The sequence below is a fragment of the Franconibacter sp. IITDAS19 genome (assembly GCF_023079515.1).
Classification (GTDB): Bacteria; Pseudomonadota; Gammaproteobacteria; order Enterobacterales; family Enterobacteriaceae; genus Franconibacter; species Franconibacter pulveris.
Window position 1 is genome coordinate 72,151 of the sequence record NZ_JALJCP010000004.1, and the last position, 14,694, is coordinate 86,844.

Here is a 14,694-nt window from a genome sequence, read left to right on the forward strand (position 1 = left end):
TGCAAAGGGGGAAATGTACGGCTACCCCGGCAGACCGGTTTTGCCAGAGCGCAAAGTAAAGCAAAACCCCTCTCGTTCAGGTTGGGCAATGAGCGCACAGAGAAAAACAGCAGTGAACCAGAAGGATATACAGCAGCCCGGCATGAGTAATTTGCCGGGCCGGTCTTCACTTGCAGGAATAACCACTTTTACGCTGGGTTAGACGCCTTGCCCATCGCTTTTTCAATCAGGGCTAATAGCGCTTTCTGGCGCAGTTCATAAAAGGTGATGAAATCATCTTCACGCAATGGGGCAACCGGCATGTGATGGCTTGCCAGCAGCTTATCCATAGAGGCATCGTCCAGTTGAACTTGCGGGTGGGATTGCAGCGCCGCCAGATAAACCGAAGGAGCCGAGCCGCCAATCATTCTGTTCGCTTTATAAGAGATCGGCGTTTTGTTGATGATCGAATCGTACAGGCGTCGTGTAATGCCGTTTTTCTCGCACCAGTCTTTAGGAAAAATATGATGAATATCTAATGCGACTTCATCCGCTTCAAGATTGCGGATCTGCGATTTCCAGAAAAGATCGTGCGCGCCTTCTCTTAAGACAAGAACATTAATCCCTTTATAAGCCGCGCTTAAGCGAGAGGTAAGAGAACTGAGGCGATCGATCTGGAATGTGGCATCATTAATGGTACGAGGCACATCTCCTGCGTGTTCAATCCAGCCCAGTAATTCTTCAACATCGTTAGCCATACGGCTTTCAACCGCGCCGCCGTAAAGCTCGCCTAAAACACCGCACCAGTACCAGCGCGCCAGCTTCTGGTAGATTTGCGGTTCGCGCCATCGTTCGTTATCGCCCATGACCGCCAGCACGGCCGCAAGAGGCGCCAGCTGTGTGCGGTAAGGCAAGTCCCGTTGTGATGTAAAACACTCCTGGCGCAGAAACTTGGCTGCCCGCAGGAACCCTTGCTCAACGGTATCCGTCCATTTCAGATACGCTGAAAGCGGCAACTCCAGTACGGAGGCGCGCTTGGCGCTTACGGGAGACACTTGTTTACCCGTTTTGCCTGCTGCCAGATCGGCTCTTCTTTTTTCCAGCGTGTGGAGCATGGTTATGGCCTGGAGAAAGTCGGTATTCTCCACGCCGCGCAGGAGCGGCTCAACGGCAAGCCGTTGCCGGCGGGATGAAACGTTGCGTAGTTCGCTGCCGTACCAGTCATCGCGCAAGTTATAGCCATCGGCAGCGTAGCTTGCCGTCACCAGTTCAAAGACGGAAAGCGGTACGCCGCCAGTATTCACTTTTTCGAATACCAGACACACCGCTTCTTTGCTGGTCTCTTTTTTCAGCACGATCAGCGGGATTTGGTAATCGTTGAAAGCGTCCAGCACCTGCGATTTAAACTCAAAGAATTGCGGTACAGCAGCGCTATTCATTTGATACAAATCCTGTAGCCATCCCATAGCTTCCAGAATTTCCGAGCAAGGGAAATAAAGCTGCTGGCATTCCAGCTCTCGCGTGGAAAGATCGAGAACAATGTTGCGGCCAAAATCGCTGCGGATCTGGCGGCTGCCGTCAGTCGCTATCAGGGCGTCATCCAGTCTGTCCGGCCCCGCCAGCGCCGTTGGAATATGAATGTAATAATAGCGGTCGACCGGTTTTCCTTTTTCCGTTGTGGTTTTTACCGGGCCTGAAAGCTTCAAAACTTGCGTCAGGGTGGTTAAGCGCTGTTGCCCGTCCAGAATCAGTTTTTCCGGAGCAGCAAGCCCTTGCGGCGGAACATTTTCTACGGGACGGACCTGGAAACGCACCTCGCCGCCGGTTTCGAGCAACATTACCGCCCCGACAGGAAACGAGCGGCCAAGGCTTACCAGCAGGCTGCGGACATGTTCGTCATCCCACACCCAACCGCGTTGAAAGTCGGGTAACTGTATTTTGCCGCTCACAATCTCTTTAAGAAGATCTTTCAGCGGGAGCTTAGTGCTATCGAAAGTCGACATAGGAACGTCCTTGCTGCGTGTTTAAATTTACAGGGAACTCTTGTTATTGATCTCAGATGCTAAACAGCACATCCGGATTAAACCATTAGCTGTAATAAGTTTTTTGAGCCTTTAAATATAACGGCAATGCTACCGGTTCTTCTTACGGTCTTCCTGCAAAAAACGCCGGGTCGATATGTTGTTCCTGCAACCACGGGTGGGCGCGAAGATAGCCATAGATCTCTTCCTCTGTAGTGAGGAGAGGGTAGCCGTATATTGCATCGAGCTGGCTTAGCGTGACGTGCAGCAGCGGGTTACGGCAATATCGCTGAATAGACGCATGCTGTTCGCGGTTCTCTTTTTGCAACTGCGCTATCAGCCAGAGAGTAGGACGCCACCAGTCATAAGCGAAATCGACATGTTTTATGACCTCTTTCGCCGCCTCTTTGTGGGAAAGCATGGCGAAAAAGTTAAGCGCATCGTCGAGCTTCAGCCGGGCGGCGCGGTCATAGTCGATGATCTCTTCGCGGCTTTTAGTCGCCAGCTCCGGTTTAAATGCCCTGTAATGCGCCAGCACCGAATCCGGAAACGGTTTGCGTTCAATCGGGAAAAGTCGGCTGGTAAGAAAACGCGCATACTGGCTGTCTTTCACCGCCAATAGCAGACAGAAAAAAGCATTGTCTTTTGTTTTTTGAAAATCGCTGGCGGTATAAAGCGTAAAAAGCTCTAGAATGGAGCGTTCCACCAACTCTTTAGAGGCGCGTCGGGATTCAGCCGTCTGGTAATAGAGAGAGCCAATCACCCCGGTAAAGGCAAGCGCCGTAAAGAGCACGTTAAACATATTAAAGAGGGTATTTGTGGGTTCGCTGACATCCGACATCGCAATATAACGAGAGAGGATGTAAACCAGCAGCCAGATAACAACAATGGCTACGGTAGGCAAAAGAACATAGCGTTTTTTCATTCGGGCATTCCCTTAACGGCGCGGCGTGCCGGACTTTGCAGCCCGGCTAAAAGCGTCATATTAGAGAATTCGCTTTAGGTTTAATACGCCATATTCTGGCAGGGCACGACCTGTAAAACGCGCTTCCGCGTTTATTTCCTCGCCGCGCTTCCCGTCACCACGCTGATAAACTCCTGCACCTGCTTTTGCTTACGCGCCGAAAGCTTGCATACCTTGCGCAGCGCTTTCATCAGCTCCGGCTCTTCCGGCTCCCGCGCGGCGGGACGGGCGGTGATGACAAGGCAGCCCGCCATAACGCGAATATCCGCTTCGGCGCCGGTGGGAAAACCGGCGGCTTCGAGCCATTTGCCTTTGAGGTTCAGCGCCGGAACAGGCACGTGGTCGCTGTGGCGGGTGGCGTAGCTCACTTTAATCCGATGCAGCGAAGCCTCTTCCACGCCCGGCTCTGACGTTATGTTATTCCCATCCACTGACATCATCATTTCCCTCCTGAAGCGGTTTGCGGTACGGGTAAGCTGCAAAACGAGCTGCGGCTTACCCTTAAAATACTGTGATTATATACAGTTAAATTTAACGGACTATTTATATAATCCGAAACAACGCTTACAGCGCGTCCGTTTTGCCGCCTTTATCACTTCTTCTTGCTTCGCCCGGGCCTGAACCGTGACCCCGCCGACGAAACCCGCGCCTTGCCGTTTATCTGCACCAAAACTGCACTATGCTGCACAATTGTTGATCTTTTGTTAACCAGAAGTATTTCTTATGACCCTGCCAGCCCGCTGCAGCGCGCCGTTTTTGCCTTCGGCGTAAACCTGGCACACGCCGTGCATTGTTAGTCATGTAACAGCGTGACGAGCGATGACAGCGAAATAACATCGAGGCGGTAATGGCGAGCAAACCCGAACTGATTGCCCGAATCGAAGCGACATTCAGCCAGCAAACCCCCAGCGGCAAACGCGTGGCGGGGTGGCTGCTCAACCACGCGGCGCAAATCCCGTTTGAAACGGCAGACAGCATTGCGCGCGCCACCGGCACCAGCGGCATTACCGTCGGGCGCTATTTGCGCAAGCTCGGCTACCGCAATCTGGAAGATGTGAAAAGCAGCCTGCGCGAGCAGCCGCAGGTGCCCTATCAGCCGTGGGGCATCAACGAGCGGCTCGACTCCTGGCAGCAGCAGCGCGGACTGCCAGACCGCGCTCGCCAGTCGCTGGCGCTGGAACTCGACGCCATCAATCACGTTTACCAGCTGGCGCAGGGCGAGGCGTTTCGCCGCGTGGCGGGGCGGCTCGCCAGCGCTGATGCGGTTTTTATTCTTGGCATTCAGTCCACGCGCGGCATCGCCAACGCCTTCTTTAGCCATCTGGAATATCTGCGCCCCCGCGTGAGCTACGCCGAAGGGCTTTCCGGCAGCTGGCTTGAGTCGCTGAACTCCGAATACGCCCGCCCCTATGTGGTGGTGACGGACACCCGCGCTTACTCAACCGTGGCTCGCCAGTATTGTCGGGTAGCGAGCAGCCGCGGCATCGGGCTTGCGCTGGTCACCGATCTCTGGTGCCCCTGGGCGCGGGATTTTGAGCTCGATCTGCTGCAGGTCAAAACCGACACCGGTCATTTCTGGGATTCCCTCGCGCCGGTGAGCTGTCTTTTCAACCTGCTGCTCTCCGCCGTGGTGGATGAGCTGGGCGAGCGGCTGGCGGGCCGTCTTGCGGCGAACCGCCAGCTGCAGCAGGAATTTGGTCAATTTGAACGCTAAACAGGACAGGTGCTATGACTCAGCCATATGAACTGGTCGAACTGGACGCCGTTTTCCCGACGCTCTGTATCGACCTGAAATACGCCAGCGCAGATAACATCACCGGCGCGCCAATCTATCGCGAAGCCCGCTGTTTGCTGCACCCGGACGCCGCGCAGGCGCTTTCAAAAAGTATCCACATCGCCGCGCTGGCGGGGCTGCGGCTGATGGTCTACGACGCGTATCGCCCGCAGCAGGCGCAGGCGCTGCTCTGGCAGGCCTGCCCGAACCCGGAATATGTCGTCGCGGTGGATATCGGCTCCAACCACAGCCGGGGCACCGCGATAGACCTTACGCTGATGGACGAGCAGGGCCGCATTCTCGATATGGGCGCGGGCTTTGACGAAATGCACGACCGCTCGCACGCGTACCACCCCTCCGTGCCGCCCGCCGCCCAGCGCAACCGCCTGCTGCTGAACGCCATCATGTACGGCGGCGGCTTTGTCGGCATCGAAAGCGAATGGTGGCACTTCGAGCTGCCCAACGCCGCCAGTTATCCACTGCTGAACGACCTGTTCGGCTGCTATGCGCCAAAAACCATAACGACACTTCCCCTTTGATCCGGAGCTTTGTGATGAAGACAACACACACCTGCGTTTCGCTGTTACGTCCGGCCCTGATTGCCGCCGCTATCGCCCTCTGCCTGCCCGCAGCCCAGGCGGCGGTGCCGAAAGATATGCTGGTTATCGGCAAAGCGGCGGACCCGCAAACCCTCGACCCGGCGGTCACCATCGACAACAACGACTGGACGATTACCTATCCCGCCTACCAGCGTCTGGTGCAGTACAAAACCGACGGGGGCAAGGGGTCGACAGAGGTGACAGGGGACCTGGCGGAAAGCTGGCAGGCTTCGGAAGACCAGAAAACCTGGACTTTTACGCTTAACAAAAACGCGAAGTTCGCCGACGGTTCGCCGGTGACGGCTGATGCGGTGAAACAGTCATTCGAGCGGCTGCTGAAAATCAACCAGGGGCCGTCAGAGGCGTTTCCCAAAGACCTGAAAGTGGACGCGGTGGATGAACACACCGTGAAGTTCACGCTGGCGACGCCATTTGCGCCGTTTCTCTACACGCTGGCCAACGACGGCGCCTCCATCATCAACCCGGCGGTATTAAAAGCGCACGCGGCGGACGACGCCCGCGGCTTTTTAGCGGAGAACACCGCCGGCTCCGGGCCATTTATGCTGAAAAGCTGGCAGAAAGGGCAGCAACTGGTGCTGGTGCCGAACCCGCACTACGCCGGGCCGAAGCCCAACTTTAAGCGCGTTTCGGTGAAGATTATTGGCGAGAGCGCCTCGCGTCGCCTGCAGCTTTCCCGCGGCGATATTGATATCGCGGATTCTCTGCCGACAGACCAGCTCACCGCGCTGAAGCAGGAGGGCAAGGTCGCGGTGGCGGAGTTCCCGGCGCTGCGCGTGACCTATCTCTATCTCAACAACAGCAAAGCGCCGCTGAACCAGGCGGATTTGCGCCGCGCTATCTCCTGGTCCACCGACTATCAGGGGATGGTGAAAGGCATCCTGAGCGGCAACGGCAAGCAGATGCGCGGGCCTATCCCGGAAGGGATGTGGGGCTATGACGCGGGGGCGATGCAGTACACGTTCGATGAAGCGAAGGCGAAAGCGGCCTTCGAGAAAGTGGCGGATAAGCCGAAAACCTTAAGCTTCCTCTACTCCGACAACGACCCGAACTGGGAACCTATCGCGCTCTCCACCCAGGCGAGCCTCAGCAAGCTTGGCATTAACGTGAAGCTTGAGAAACTCGCCAACGCCACCATGCGCGACCGCGTCGGCAAGGGCGACTACGACATCGCCATCGGCAACTGGAGCCCGGACTTCGCCGACCCGTACATGTTTATGAACTACTGGTTCGAGTCGGATAAAAAAGGTCTGCCGGGCAACCGCTCGTTCTATGAAAACCCGCAGGTGGACAAGCTGCTGCAACAGGCGCTCGCCACCACTGACCAGGCGGCGCGCACGAAGGATTACCAGGCGGCGCAGAAAACCGTTATCGACGAGGCAGCCTATGTCTATCTGTTCCAGAAAAACTACCAGCTGGCGATGAACAAAGAGGTGAAGGGCTTCGTCTTCAACCCGATGCTGGAGCAGGTCTTCAATGTCGCCACCATGAGCAAGTAAGCACTGAAACGCGGGGCCGAAGCAGCGGCTCCGCGAGGGGGATCTATGACTTTCTGGACCATTTTGCGCCAGCGCAGCTGGGGGCTTGTTCTCGTAATGGCGGGCGTGTGCGTTATTACGTTTATTATTTCGCATCTGATCCCAGGCGATCCGGCGCGCCTGCTGGCGGGCGACAGAGCGACGGATGAAATAGTGCAGCACATCCGCCAGCAGCTGGGGCTGGATCAACCGCTCTACATCCAGTTTTATCGCTATGTGACCGATCTTTTTCAGGGCGATCTGGGTACGTCGATCCGCACCGGGCGGCCAGTGCTGGCGGATCTCAAAACCTTTTTCCCGGCGACGCTTGAACTGGCGCTCTGCTCGCTGGTGCTGGCGATGGTCATCGGCATCCCGCTCGGCATTCTCTCCGCCGTTTACCGCAACCGCTGGCTCGATCACCTGGTGCGGCTGATGGCGATCACCGGGATCTCCACGCCCGCTTTCTGGCTGGGGCTTGGCGTCATCGTGCTGTTCTACGGCCACTGGCAGATCCTGCCGGGCAGCGGGCGGCTGGATGACTGGCTCGATCCCCCCGCGCGCGTGACCGGGTTTTATCTTATCGATTCGCTGCTGGCGGGCGATGGCGAGGTCTTTTTTAACGCCCTCCAGCACCTGATTTTGCCTTCGCTGACGCTGGCCTTCGTCCATTTAGGAATAGTGGCGCGGCAGATCCGCTCCGCCATGCTGGAGCAGCTTAGCGAAGATTACATCCGCACCGCCAAAGCGAGCGGGCTGCCGGGCTGGTACATCGTGTTGCGCTATGCGCTGCCGAACGCGCTGATCCCGTCCGTGACGGTGCTCGGGCTGGCGCTGGGCGACTTGCTCTACGGCGCGGTGCTGACAGAGACCGTCTTCGCCTGGCCGGGAATGGGCGCTTACGTGGTGGCTTCCATTCAGGCGCTCGATTTCCCGGCGGTGATGGGGTTCGCCGTGGTGGTGTCGTTCGCGTACGTGCTGGTTAACCTGCTGGTGGACCTGCTTTATCTGTGGATCGATCCGCGCATCGGTCGGGGAGAGACACAATGATGATGACCGAAGAGAGACCGGCTGCGATCGCGTCGCGCCGTCGCCGCATCGACTGGGCGAAAACCTTCTGGCTGCTCAGACGCAGCCCGCTGACGCTGGCGGGTGGCGTCATTATGGCGCTGATGCTGCTGTTGATGATCTTCTCGCCGTGGCTGACACCTTACGATCCGAACGCGCTGGATCTCACCGCCCGGCTGCAACCGCCCTCGGCGCTGCACTGGTTCGGCACCGACGAAGTGGGGCGCGATCTCTTCAGCCGGGTGCTGGTGGGCAGCCAGCAGTCCGTCACCGCCGGGCTGGTGGTGGTGGTGATTGCGGGCGGCCTCGGCTCGCTGCTGGGCTGCCTCTCCGGCGTGCTTGGCGGACGCGGTGACGCCGCCATCATGCGCCTGATGGATATCATGCTCTCCATTCCGTCACTGGTGTTGACCATGGCGCTGGCGGCGGCGCTCGGGCCGAGCCTGTTCAACGCCATGCTCGCCATCGCCATTGTGCGCATTCCTTTTTACGTGCGCCTGGCGCGGGGGCAGACGCTGGTGGTGCGTCAGTTCACCTTCGTGCAGGCGAGCCGCACCTTCGGCGCATCGCGCTGGCACCTCATCAGCTGGCATATTCTGCGCAACGCGCTACCGCCGCTGGTGGTGCAGGCGTCACTCGATATCGGCAGCGCTATCTTAATGGCCGCCACCCTCGGTTTTATCGGCCTGGGAGCGCAACAGCCTTCGGCGGAGTGGGGGGCGATGGTGGCCATCGGGCGCAACTACGTGCTCGACCAGTGGTGGTACTGCACCTTTCCGGGGGCGGCGATCCTTATCACCGCCGTGGGCTTTAACCTGTTTGGCGACGGCATCCGCGACCTGCTGGATCCGAAAGCGGGAGGACGACACTGATGAGCGATACCGTACTGCACATCGACGATCTGCAACTGAGCTTCCCGGTGTGGCGCGGCGAGGTAAGCGCCCTCAACCGCGTCTCGGTTGAGGTGAAGCGCGGCGAGATAGTGGGCCTTGTGGGGGAATCCGGCTCCGGTAAATCCGTGACCGCGATGCTGGCGATGCGTCTGCTGCCGGAGGAGAGCTACCGCATTCGCGGCGGGCGCGTCACGCTGCTTGGCGAAGATATCCTGAACGCGAGCGAGAAACAGCTGCGCCAGTGGCGCGGCGCGCGGGTATCGATGATCTTCCAGGAGCCGATGACGGCGCTGAACCCGACGCGGCGCATCGGCAAACAGATGGTGGAGGTGATCCGCCAGCATCAATCGCTCTCCCGCGAGGCGGCGAAGCAAAAGGCGATTTCCCTGCTCGACGAGATGCAGATCCCGGACGCGGAGCAGGTGCTGGCCCGCTACCCGTTCGAGCTTTCCGGCGGCATGCGCCAGCGGGTAATGATTGCGCTTGCTTTCTCTTGCGAGCCGCAGCTGATTATCGCCGATGAGCCCACCACCGCGCTTGATGTGACCGTGCAGCGTCAGGTGCTGCGTCTGCTGAAGCAAAAAGCGAAAGCGAGCGGCACGGCGGTGCTGTTTATCAGCCACGATATGGCCGTGGTGTCGCAGCTTTGCGACCGTATGTATGTGATGTACGCCGGGGCGGTGATTGAAAGCGGCCCGACGGCGCAGCTAATTGAACATCCCACGCACCCCTATTCGCTGGGGCTGCTGCGCTGCGCGCCGGAGAATGGCGAACCGCGCGCGCCGCTGCCCGCCATTCCCGGCACGGTGCCTAATCTCACTCAACTGCCCGCCGGCTGCGCCTTTCGCGACCGCTGTTTCGCGGCGGGACCGCGCTGCGGCGAAAAGCCCGCGCTGCGCCCGTGCGCGTCGCCCGGTCAACAGGCCGCCTGCTGGTATCCACAAGGGGAGGTAACTCATGTCTGACGTGCTGCTGGAACTTGATAATGTGCATGTGAATTTCCCGGCGCGCCGCAACTGGCTGGGGCGCGTCACCGAGCGGGTTCATGCGCTAAACGGGATGGACCTGCAGATTCGTCGCGGCGAAACGCTGGGCATCGTCGGCGAGTCGGGCTGCGGCAAAAGCACCCTTGCGCAGCTGCTGATGGGCATGCTGAAACCCAGTTCGGGCGAATGCAGCCGCGCCCGCGGCCCCAACTCCTGGGCGGGTAGCGGCATGCAGATGGTGTTTCAGGACCCGCTCTCTTCCCTTGACCCCAGGCTGCCGGTATGGCGCATCATCACCGAGCCGGTGTGGATCCAAAAGCACAACAGCGAAAACGAGCGTCGGGCGCTGGCGGAGAAGCTGGCGCTGCAGGTGGGCATTCGCCCGGAATACCTCGACCGGCTGCCGCACGCCTTTTCCGGCGGGCAGCGCCAGCGCATCGCCATCGCCCGGGCGCTCTCTTCCGAGCCCGATATCATCGTGCTGGACGAACCCACGTCGGCGCTGGATATCTCGGTGCAGGCGCAAATCCTCAACCTGCTGGTGACGCTTCAGCAGCAGCGCAACCTCACCTATGTGCTGATTTCTCATAACGTCTCGGTGGTGCGCCACATGAGCGACCGGGTGGCGGTGATGTATCTCGGGCAGATTGTCGAACTGGGCCAGGCGCAGCAGGTGTTGGGCGCGCCGCAGCATCCCTATACGAGGCTGCTGCTGGAGTCGGTGCCGCAGGCCGGGCGCCCGCTGCTGGACGACGCCCCGCGCAAAACCGAGCTTCCTGGCAACCGTCGGTTGCCGCAGGGCTGCTATTTTCGCGACCGCTGCCCCAGGGCGGCAAGCGGCTGCGAACAACCCCAGGCGCTGCGCGAAGGTGAGGGCGGCTGCGCGGTGCGGTGCTGGCGGGCCGTCGAGTAAGGCGACTCGATGCGTTAAGCGGAAAGCGCGCGGTGGCGTAAAACCGCTACACGTGATGGCAGGCCACGCGGTGCCCTGGCTCGTTGACGTCGCGCAAAAGCGGCGCTTCGCGCCGGCACAGGTCGGTGGCGTTGGGGCAGCGCGAGGAGAAGCGGCAACCCGGCGGCGGGCGGGTTGGGTCCGGGATATCGCCCTGGACGGCCGCCACCGGCTCGCTGTTCGGGTCAAGCGTTGGCACCGCCGCGAGCAGCGCCTGGGTATAGGGGTGCAGCGGCTGGCGAAAGAGGGCGTCGCGGCTTGCGGTTTCCACAAGCTGCCCCAGGTACATCACCGCCACGTCGTCGCACAGGTGTTCGACTACCCCGAGGTCATGGGAGATAAAAAGAAACGTCACGCCTAAGTCATCGCGAAGGTCGGCAAACAGGTTGATGATTTGCGCCTGGATCGACACGTCCAGCGCGGAAATCGGCTCGTCGGCGACGATAAACTCCGGCTGTAAAATCAGCGCCCGGGCGATGCCGATGCGCTGGCGCTGGCCGCCGGAAAACTCATGCGGGAAGCGGCTGGCGTATTGCGCCGGCAGGCCGCAGATTTGCATCACCTGCGCCACCTTGCCTGCAAGCTCCGCTCTGCTGCAAAGCTTATGCTCCAGCATCGCCTCGCCGATGGCGTCGCCCACGCGAATGCGCGGGTTGAGCGAGCTGTACGGGTCCTGAAACACCATTTGCAGCTTCGGGCTTAACGCTTTGCGCGCTTTGGGCGTTAAGGCGTGCAGCGGCTCGCCGTGAAACTTCACGCTGCCCGCCGTTGGCGCATAAAGCCCGAGCAGGGTGCGGCCCACGGTGGTTTTCCCGCTGCCCGATTCGCCCACCAGCCCGAAAATCGTTCCTTTGCGAATCGCGAAACTTACGCCGTCCACCGCCCGCACCTGGCCGGTGGCCGCGCCGAAAAGACCGTCGTAGACGGGAAAGTGCTTCACCAGGTTTTCGACTTCAATTACATAATCGTTGCTCACGGGCGCGCCTCCTGTTCCGCTTGCTCCTGAGGGGAAAGTTGACCGTGATAAAAGCAGGCCGCCTGCTGTCGTTGCCCGCTTAAGGGCGGAATGCCCTCGCGACAGCGCGGGGTGGCGCGCGCGCAGCGGTCCGCAAAGGCGCACCAGGGCGGGAGGGCGGCGAGGTCCGGCACCTGACCTGGAATCGACCCTAAGCGGCGGCGTCGCGTGCCCGGCACCGGGCGCGCGGCGATAAGCCCGCGGGTGTAAGGGTGCTGCGGCTGGCGCAGCACGTCGGCGGTCGGCCCCTGTTCCACGACCCGGCCGGCATACATCACCACCACATGCTCCGCCATCTGGGCGATCACCCCCAGATCGTGGGTGATCAGCATCAAGGCCATCTGCTGCCGCCTTGCCTGATCGCGCAGCAAACGGAGGATCTGCGCCTGCACGGTCACGTCCAGCGCGGTGGTGGGCTCGTCGGCTATCAGCAACTGCGGCTTACAGCTAAGCGCCATCGCAATCATCACCCGTTGCAGCATGCCGCCGGAAAGCAGGTGAGGGTAGCTCTCCATCAGGCTTTCCGCCCGCGCCAGCCCCACCTCGCGAAGAAGCTGCGTGGCGTGTTGCCAGGCGGCCTTAGGCGACTCGCCCCGGTGGCGGATAAGCGGCTCCACCAGCTGCTCGCCAAGCGTCAGCACCGGGTTGAGCGCGCTCATCGGCTCCTGGAAAATCATCGCCAGCCGGTTGCCGCGCAGGTCGCCCATTTGAGACGGGCGCAGCTTGAGCAAATCGCTGCCTTGATAAAGGATTTCTCCGCCGTCGATGCGCGCGCTCTGGGGAGGCAGCAGGCCCATCAGCGACATTGCCGTGACGCTCTTGCCGCAGCCGGACTCGCCGACAATGCCGACAATCTGTCCCGCCTTCACCCCGAATGAGACCTCCTGCACCGCCCGCACCCGTCCGTGGTCGGCGGCGAAAGAAAGGGAGAGCTGATTAAAGCGAATAAGCGGTTCGGTCATTTGATCCTCCGCTGCATTTTTGGGTCGAGGGCGTCGCGCAGACCGTCGCCCAGCACGTTAATGGCGATAACGGTGAGCAGGATAGCCACGCCTGGCGGCATCCACAGCCACGGGCGACGTTGAAAATCGATAAGGCTGTTGGCGGCGTCCATCATGTTGCCCCAGGAAGGGGTAGGCGGCACCACGCCGAGGCCGAGGTAGCTTAAGGCCGATTCGCTGAGAATCGCGTTGGCCACCGCCATGGTCGCCATCACCACCAGAATCGGCACCGTATTAGGCAGCAGGTGGCCGAACAGGCGTCGGCGGGCGCTTAAGCCCAGCACTTTCGTCGCCTGCATAAAATCCCGCTCGCGCAGCGAGAGAATTTGCCCGCGCACCAGCCGCGCCAGCTTCGGCCACTCCAGCAGGCTTAGCATAATAATCACCATATAAACCCGGGCATCGGCGGAGAAATCGAGTTCCGAGAGCATAGCTCCCATCACAATTAACAGCGGCAGGCTGGGGATGGTCATCACCAGGTCGGCAAAGCGCATAATCAGCTTGTCCGTCACGCCGCCCACGTAGCCGGAAAGCGCGCCCAGCAGGTAGCCGAGGGTGACGGAGAGCAGCATCGTCAGCAGCCCGACTATCAGCGAAATGCGCCCGGCCAGCAGCAGGCGGGTGTAAATGTCGCGGCCAAGAAAATCGGTGCCGAGCCAGTGCGCCGCGCTCGGCGCTTTGTTGATCATCAGCGCGTCGGTGGCGTCGTTGCGCCAGGGCGACCACAGCGGCCCCAGCACGCACCAGAGCGCCATCACCGCCAGCAGCGCGAGACAAAGCATCGCCAGCCGGTTGCGCTTAAGCCGCTGCCATGCCTGGCGCCAGGGAGACGGCGCGGCCTGCGCCAGCGCCGGGATCTCCGCCTTGCGCAGGCGACGTTGAGTGGAAAAAAGCGAATTGAGCATCACGACCTCACCCGAATGCGCGGGTCGGCCCACGCGTAAAGCACGTCGGCAAGCAGGTTGCCAAGAATGGTTAACACCGCCAGAAACAGCGTGAAGCCCATCAGCACCGGGTAGTCGCGGGCGGCCAGCGAGTCGATATGAATATGCCCGGCGCCGGGCCAGTTAAATACTTTCTCGGTAATCAACGCCCCGGAGAAAAGCCCCGGCAGCTCAAAGCCGAGCAGGGTGATGATGGGCAGCAGGGCGTTGCGAAGGGCGTGTTTGAGGATAACCGTACGCTCGCGAAGCCCCTTGGCGCGGGCGGTGCGGATAAAATCCATCTTCACCACATCAAGCAGGCTGGCGCGAAAATAGCGCGTCAGGCTGCCCGCCTGCAGCATCACCAGCGCCAGCACCGGCAATGCCAGATGCGCCGCGACCTGGGCGACCCACGCCCAGCCCGTCGCATCGCTGCCGGTATTGGTCATGCCGCCCACCGGCAGCCAGTGCAGATCGACTGCGAACCACTTAATCAGCAGCAGGCAGAGAAAGAAGGTGGGAAAAGACATCGCGGCGAAAATCAACACGCTCACCAGATGGTCGAACAGCGAACCGGGCTTCATGGCCGAGATAATGCCCACCGCCAGCGCGATAACCCAGTAGAGGATCATGGCGATGCTCGCCAGCAGAAAGGAATTCCAGATGTACTGGTTCAGCAGCTGGCTGACCGGGATCTGGTATTGCAGCGAAAAGCCTAAATCACCGCGCAGCAGCTGGCCCAGCCAGTGCAGATAGCGCGAAAGCAGCGGCTGGTCGAGGCCGTAGAGCGCCTTCAGCTCGGCGGCGCGCTGGGCGGTCAGCGTCACGTTGCCGTCAATAAAATCGCCGGGCGTTTTAGCGAACAGCAGAAAGATAATGAACGAGGCGAAGAACAGCATCGGAAGCGTTTGCAGCAGCCGGCGTAGAATAAAGTTTCTCATGACGTTCTCAGCGCCGCCGCGCCCGGTAAGACGCGGCGGCCGG

At 60.4% G+C, this 14,694-nt stretch carries 14 protein-coding genes; 7 read left to right on the top strand and 7 right to left on the bottom strand.

What is annotated here, in order from left to right:
- Positions 1–188: 188 nt before the first annotated feature.
- From MT962_RS13095 to symE, 3 genes are all read right to left on the bottom strand, one after another.
- The gene (locus MT962_RS13095) at positions 189–1,982 is read right to left on the bottom strand and encodes a DUF262 domain-containing protein (RefSeq protein ID WP_024559732.1); all 1,794 of its coding nucleotides are present in this window, start codon (positions 1,980–1,982) and stop codon (positions 189–191) included.
- Between the two features lie 142 nt (positions 1,983–2,124).
- Positions 2,125–2,925 carry a hypothetical protein gene (locus MT962_RS13100; RefSeq protein ID WP_024556533.1) on the bottom strand — a complete coding sequence of 267 codons (801 nt, stop codon included), beginning with the start codon at positions 2,923–2,925 and terminating at the stop codon, positions 2,125–2,127.
- Between the two features lie 131 nt (positions 2,926–3,056).
- The gene (symE, locus tag MT962_RS13105) at positions 3,057–3,401 is read right to left on the bottom strand and encodes an endoribonuclease SymE (RefSeq protein ID WP_029697670.1); all 345 of its coding nucleotides are present in this window, start codon (positions 3,399–3,401) and stop codon (positions 3,057–3,059) included.
- A 410-nt stretch (positions 3,402–3,811) separates the two neighbouring features.
- On the opposite strand from symE, the gene MT962_RS13110 reads away from it, so the two are divergent.
- The 7 genes from MT962_RS13110 to MT962_RS13140 all read left to right on the top strand — a co-directional run bounded on the left by MT962_RS13110 (position 3,812) and on the right by MT962_RS13140 (position 10,732).
- Entirely contained in the window at positions 3,812–4,678 is an 867-nt protein-coding gene (locus MT962_RS13110; RefSeq protein ID WP_247365829.1) for a MurR/RpiR family transcriptional regulator, read from the top strand.
- Between the two features lie 14 nt (positions 4,679–4,692).
- Positions 4,693–5,277 carry a D-alanyl-D-alanine dipeptidase gene (gene ddpX, locus MT962_RS13115; protein ID WP_024559735.1) on the top strand — a complete coding sequence of 195 codons (585 nt, stop codon included), beginning with the start codon at positions 4,693–4,695 and terminating at the stop codon, positions 5,275–5,277.
- A gap of 116 nt (positions 5,278–5,393) precedes the next feature.
- A complete protein-coding gene (locus MT962_RS13120; protein ID WP_229701854.1) occupies positions 5,394–6,854 on the top strand; it encodes an ABC transporter substrate-binding protein in 1,461 nt (486 codons plus the stop codon).
- A 45-nt stretch (positions 6,855–6,899) separates the two neighbouring features.
- The gene (locus tag MT962_RS13125; protein ID WP_024556528.1) at positions 6,900–7,922 is read left to right on the top strand and encodes an ABC transporter permease; all 1,023 of its coding nucleotides are present in this window, start codon (positions 6,900–6,902) and stop codon (positions 7,920–7,922) included.
- A complete protein-coding gene (gene ddpC, locus MT962_RS13130) occupies positions 7,919–8,812 on the top strand; it encodes a D,D-dipeptide ABC transporter permease (RefSeq protein WP_024556527.1) in 894 nt (297 codons plus the stop codon). Before MT962_RS13125 ends, ddpC begins: the two co-directional genes overlap by 4 nt.
- Positions 8,812–9,798 carry an ABC transporter ATP-binding protein gene (locus MT962_RS13135; protein WP_024559736.1) on the top strand — a complete coding sequence of 329 codons (987 nt, stop codon included), beginning with the start codon at positions 8,812–8,814 and terminating at the stop codon, positions 9,796–9,798. Before ddpC ends, MT962_RS13135 begins: the two co-directional genes overlap by 1 nt.
- Positions 9,791–10,732 carry an ABC transporter ATP-binding protein gene (locus MT962_RS13140; protein WP_024556525.1) on the top strand — a complete coding sequence of 314 codons (942 nt, stop codon included), beginning with the start codon at positions 9,791–9,793 and terminating at the stop codon, positions 10,730–10,732. Before MT962_RS13135 ends, MT962_RS13140 begins: the two co-directional genes overlap by 8 nt.
- A gap of 46 nt (positions 10,733–10,778) precedes the next feature.
- On the opposite strand, the gene MT962_RS13145 is transcribed toward MT962_RS13140, so the two are convergent.
- From MT962_RS13145 to MT962_RS13160, 4 genes are read right to left on the bottom strand one after another with little or no spacing between them, the layout of a single operon-like run.
- Positions 10,779–11,747, bottom strand: a complete 969-nt coding sequence (locus MT962_RS13145; protein WP_024556524.1) for an oligopeptide/dipeptide ABC transporter ATP-binding protein — start codon at positions 11,745–11,747, stop codon at positions 10,779–10,781.
- Positions 11,744–12,748 carry an ABC transporter ATP-binding protein gene (locus MT962_RS13150; protein ID WP_024556523.1) on the bottom strand — a complete coding sequence of 335 codons (1,005 nt, stop codon included), beginning with the start codon at positions 12,746–12,748 and terminating at the stop codon, positions 11,744–11,746. Before MT962_RS13150 ends, MT962_RS13145 begins: the two co-directional genes overlap by 4 nt.
- On the bottom strand, positions 12,745–13,692 hold the full coding sequence (gene opp4C, locus MT962_RS13155) for an oligopeptide ABC transporter permease (RefSeq protein ID WP_024556522.1): 948 nt from the start codon (positions 13,690–13,692) through the stop codon (positions 12,745–12,747). Before opp4C ends, MT962_RS13150 begins: the two co-directional genes overlap by 4 nt.
- Positions 13,692–14,651, bottom strand: a complete 960-nt coding sequence (locus MT962_RS13160) for an ABC transporter permease (protein ID WP_048887808.1) — start codon at positions 14,649–14,651, stop codon at positions 13,692–13,694. Before MT962_RS13160 ends, opp4C begins: the two co-directional genes overlap by 1 nt.
- Positions 14,652–14,694 lie beyond the last annotated feature (43 nt).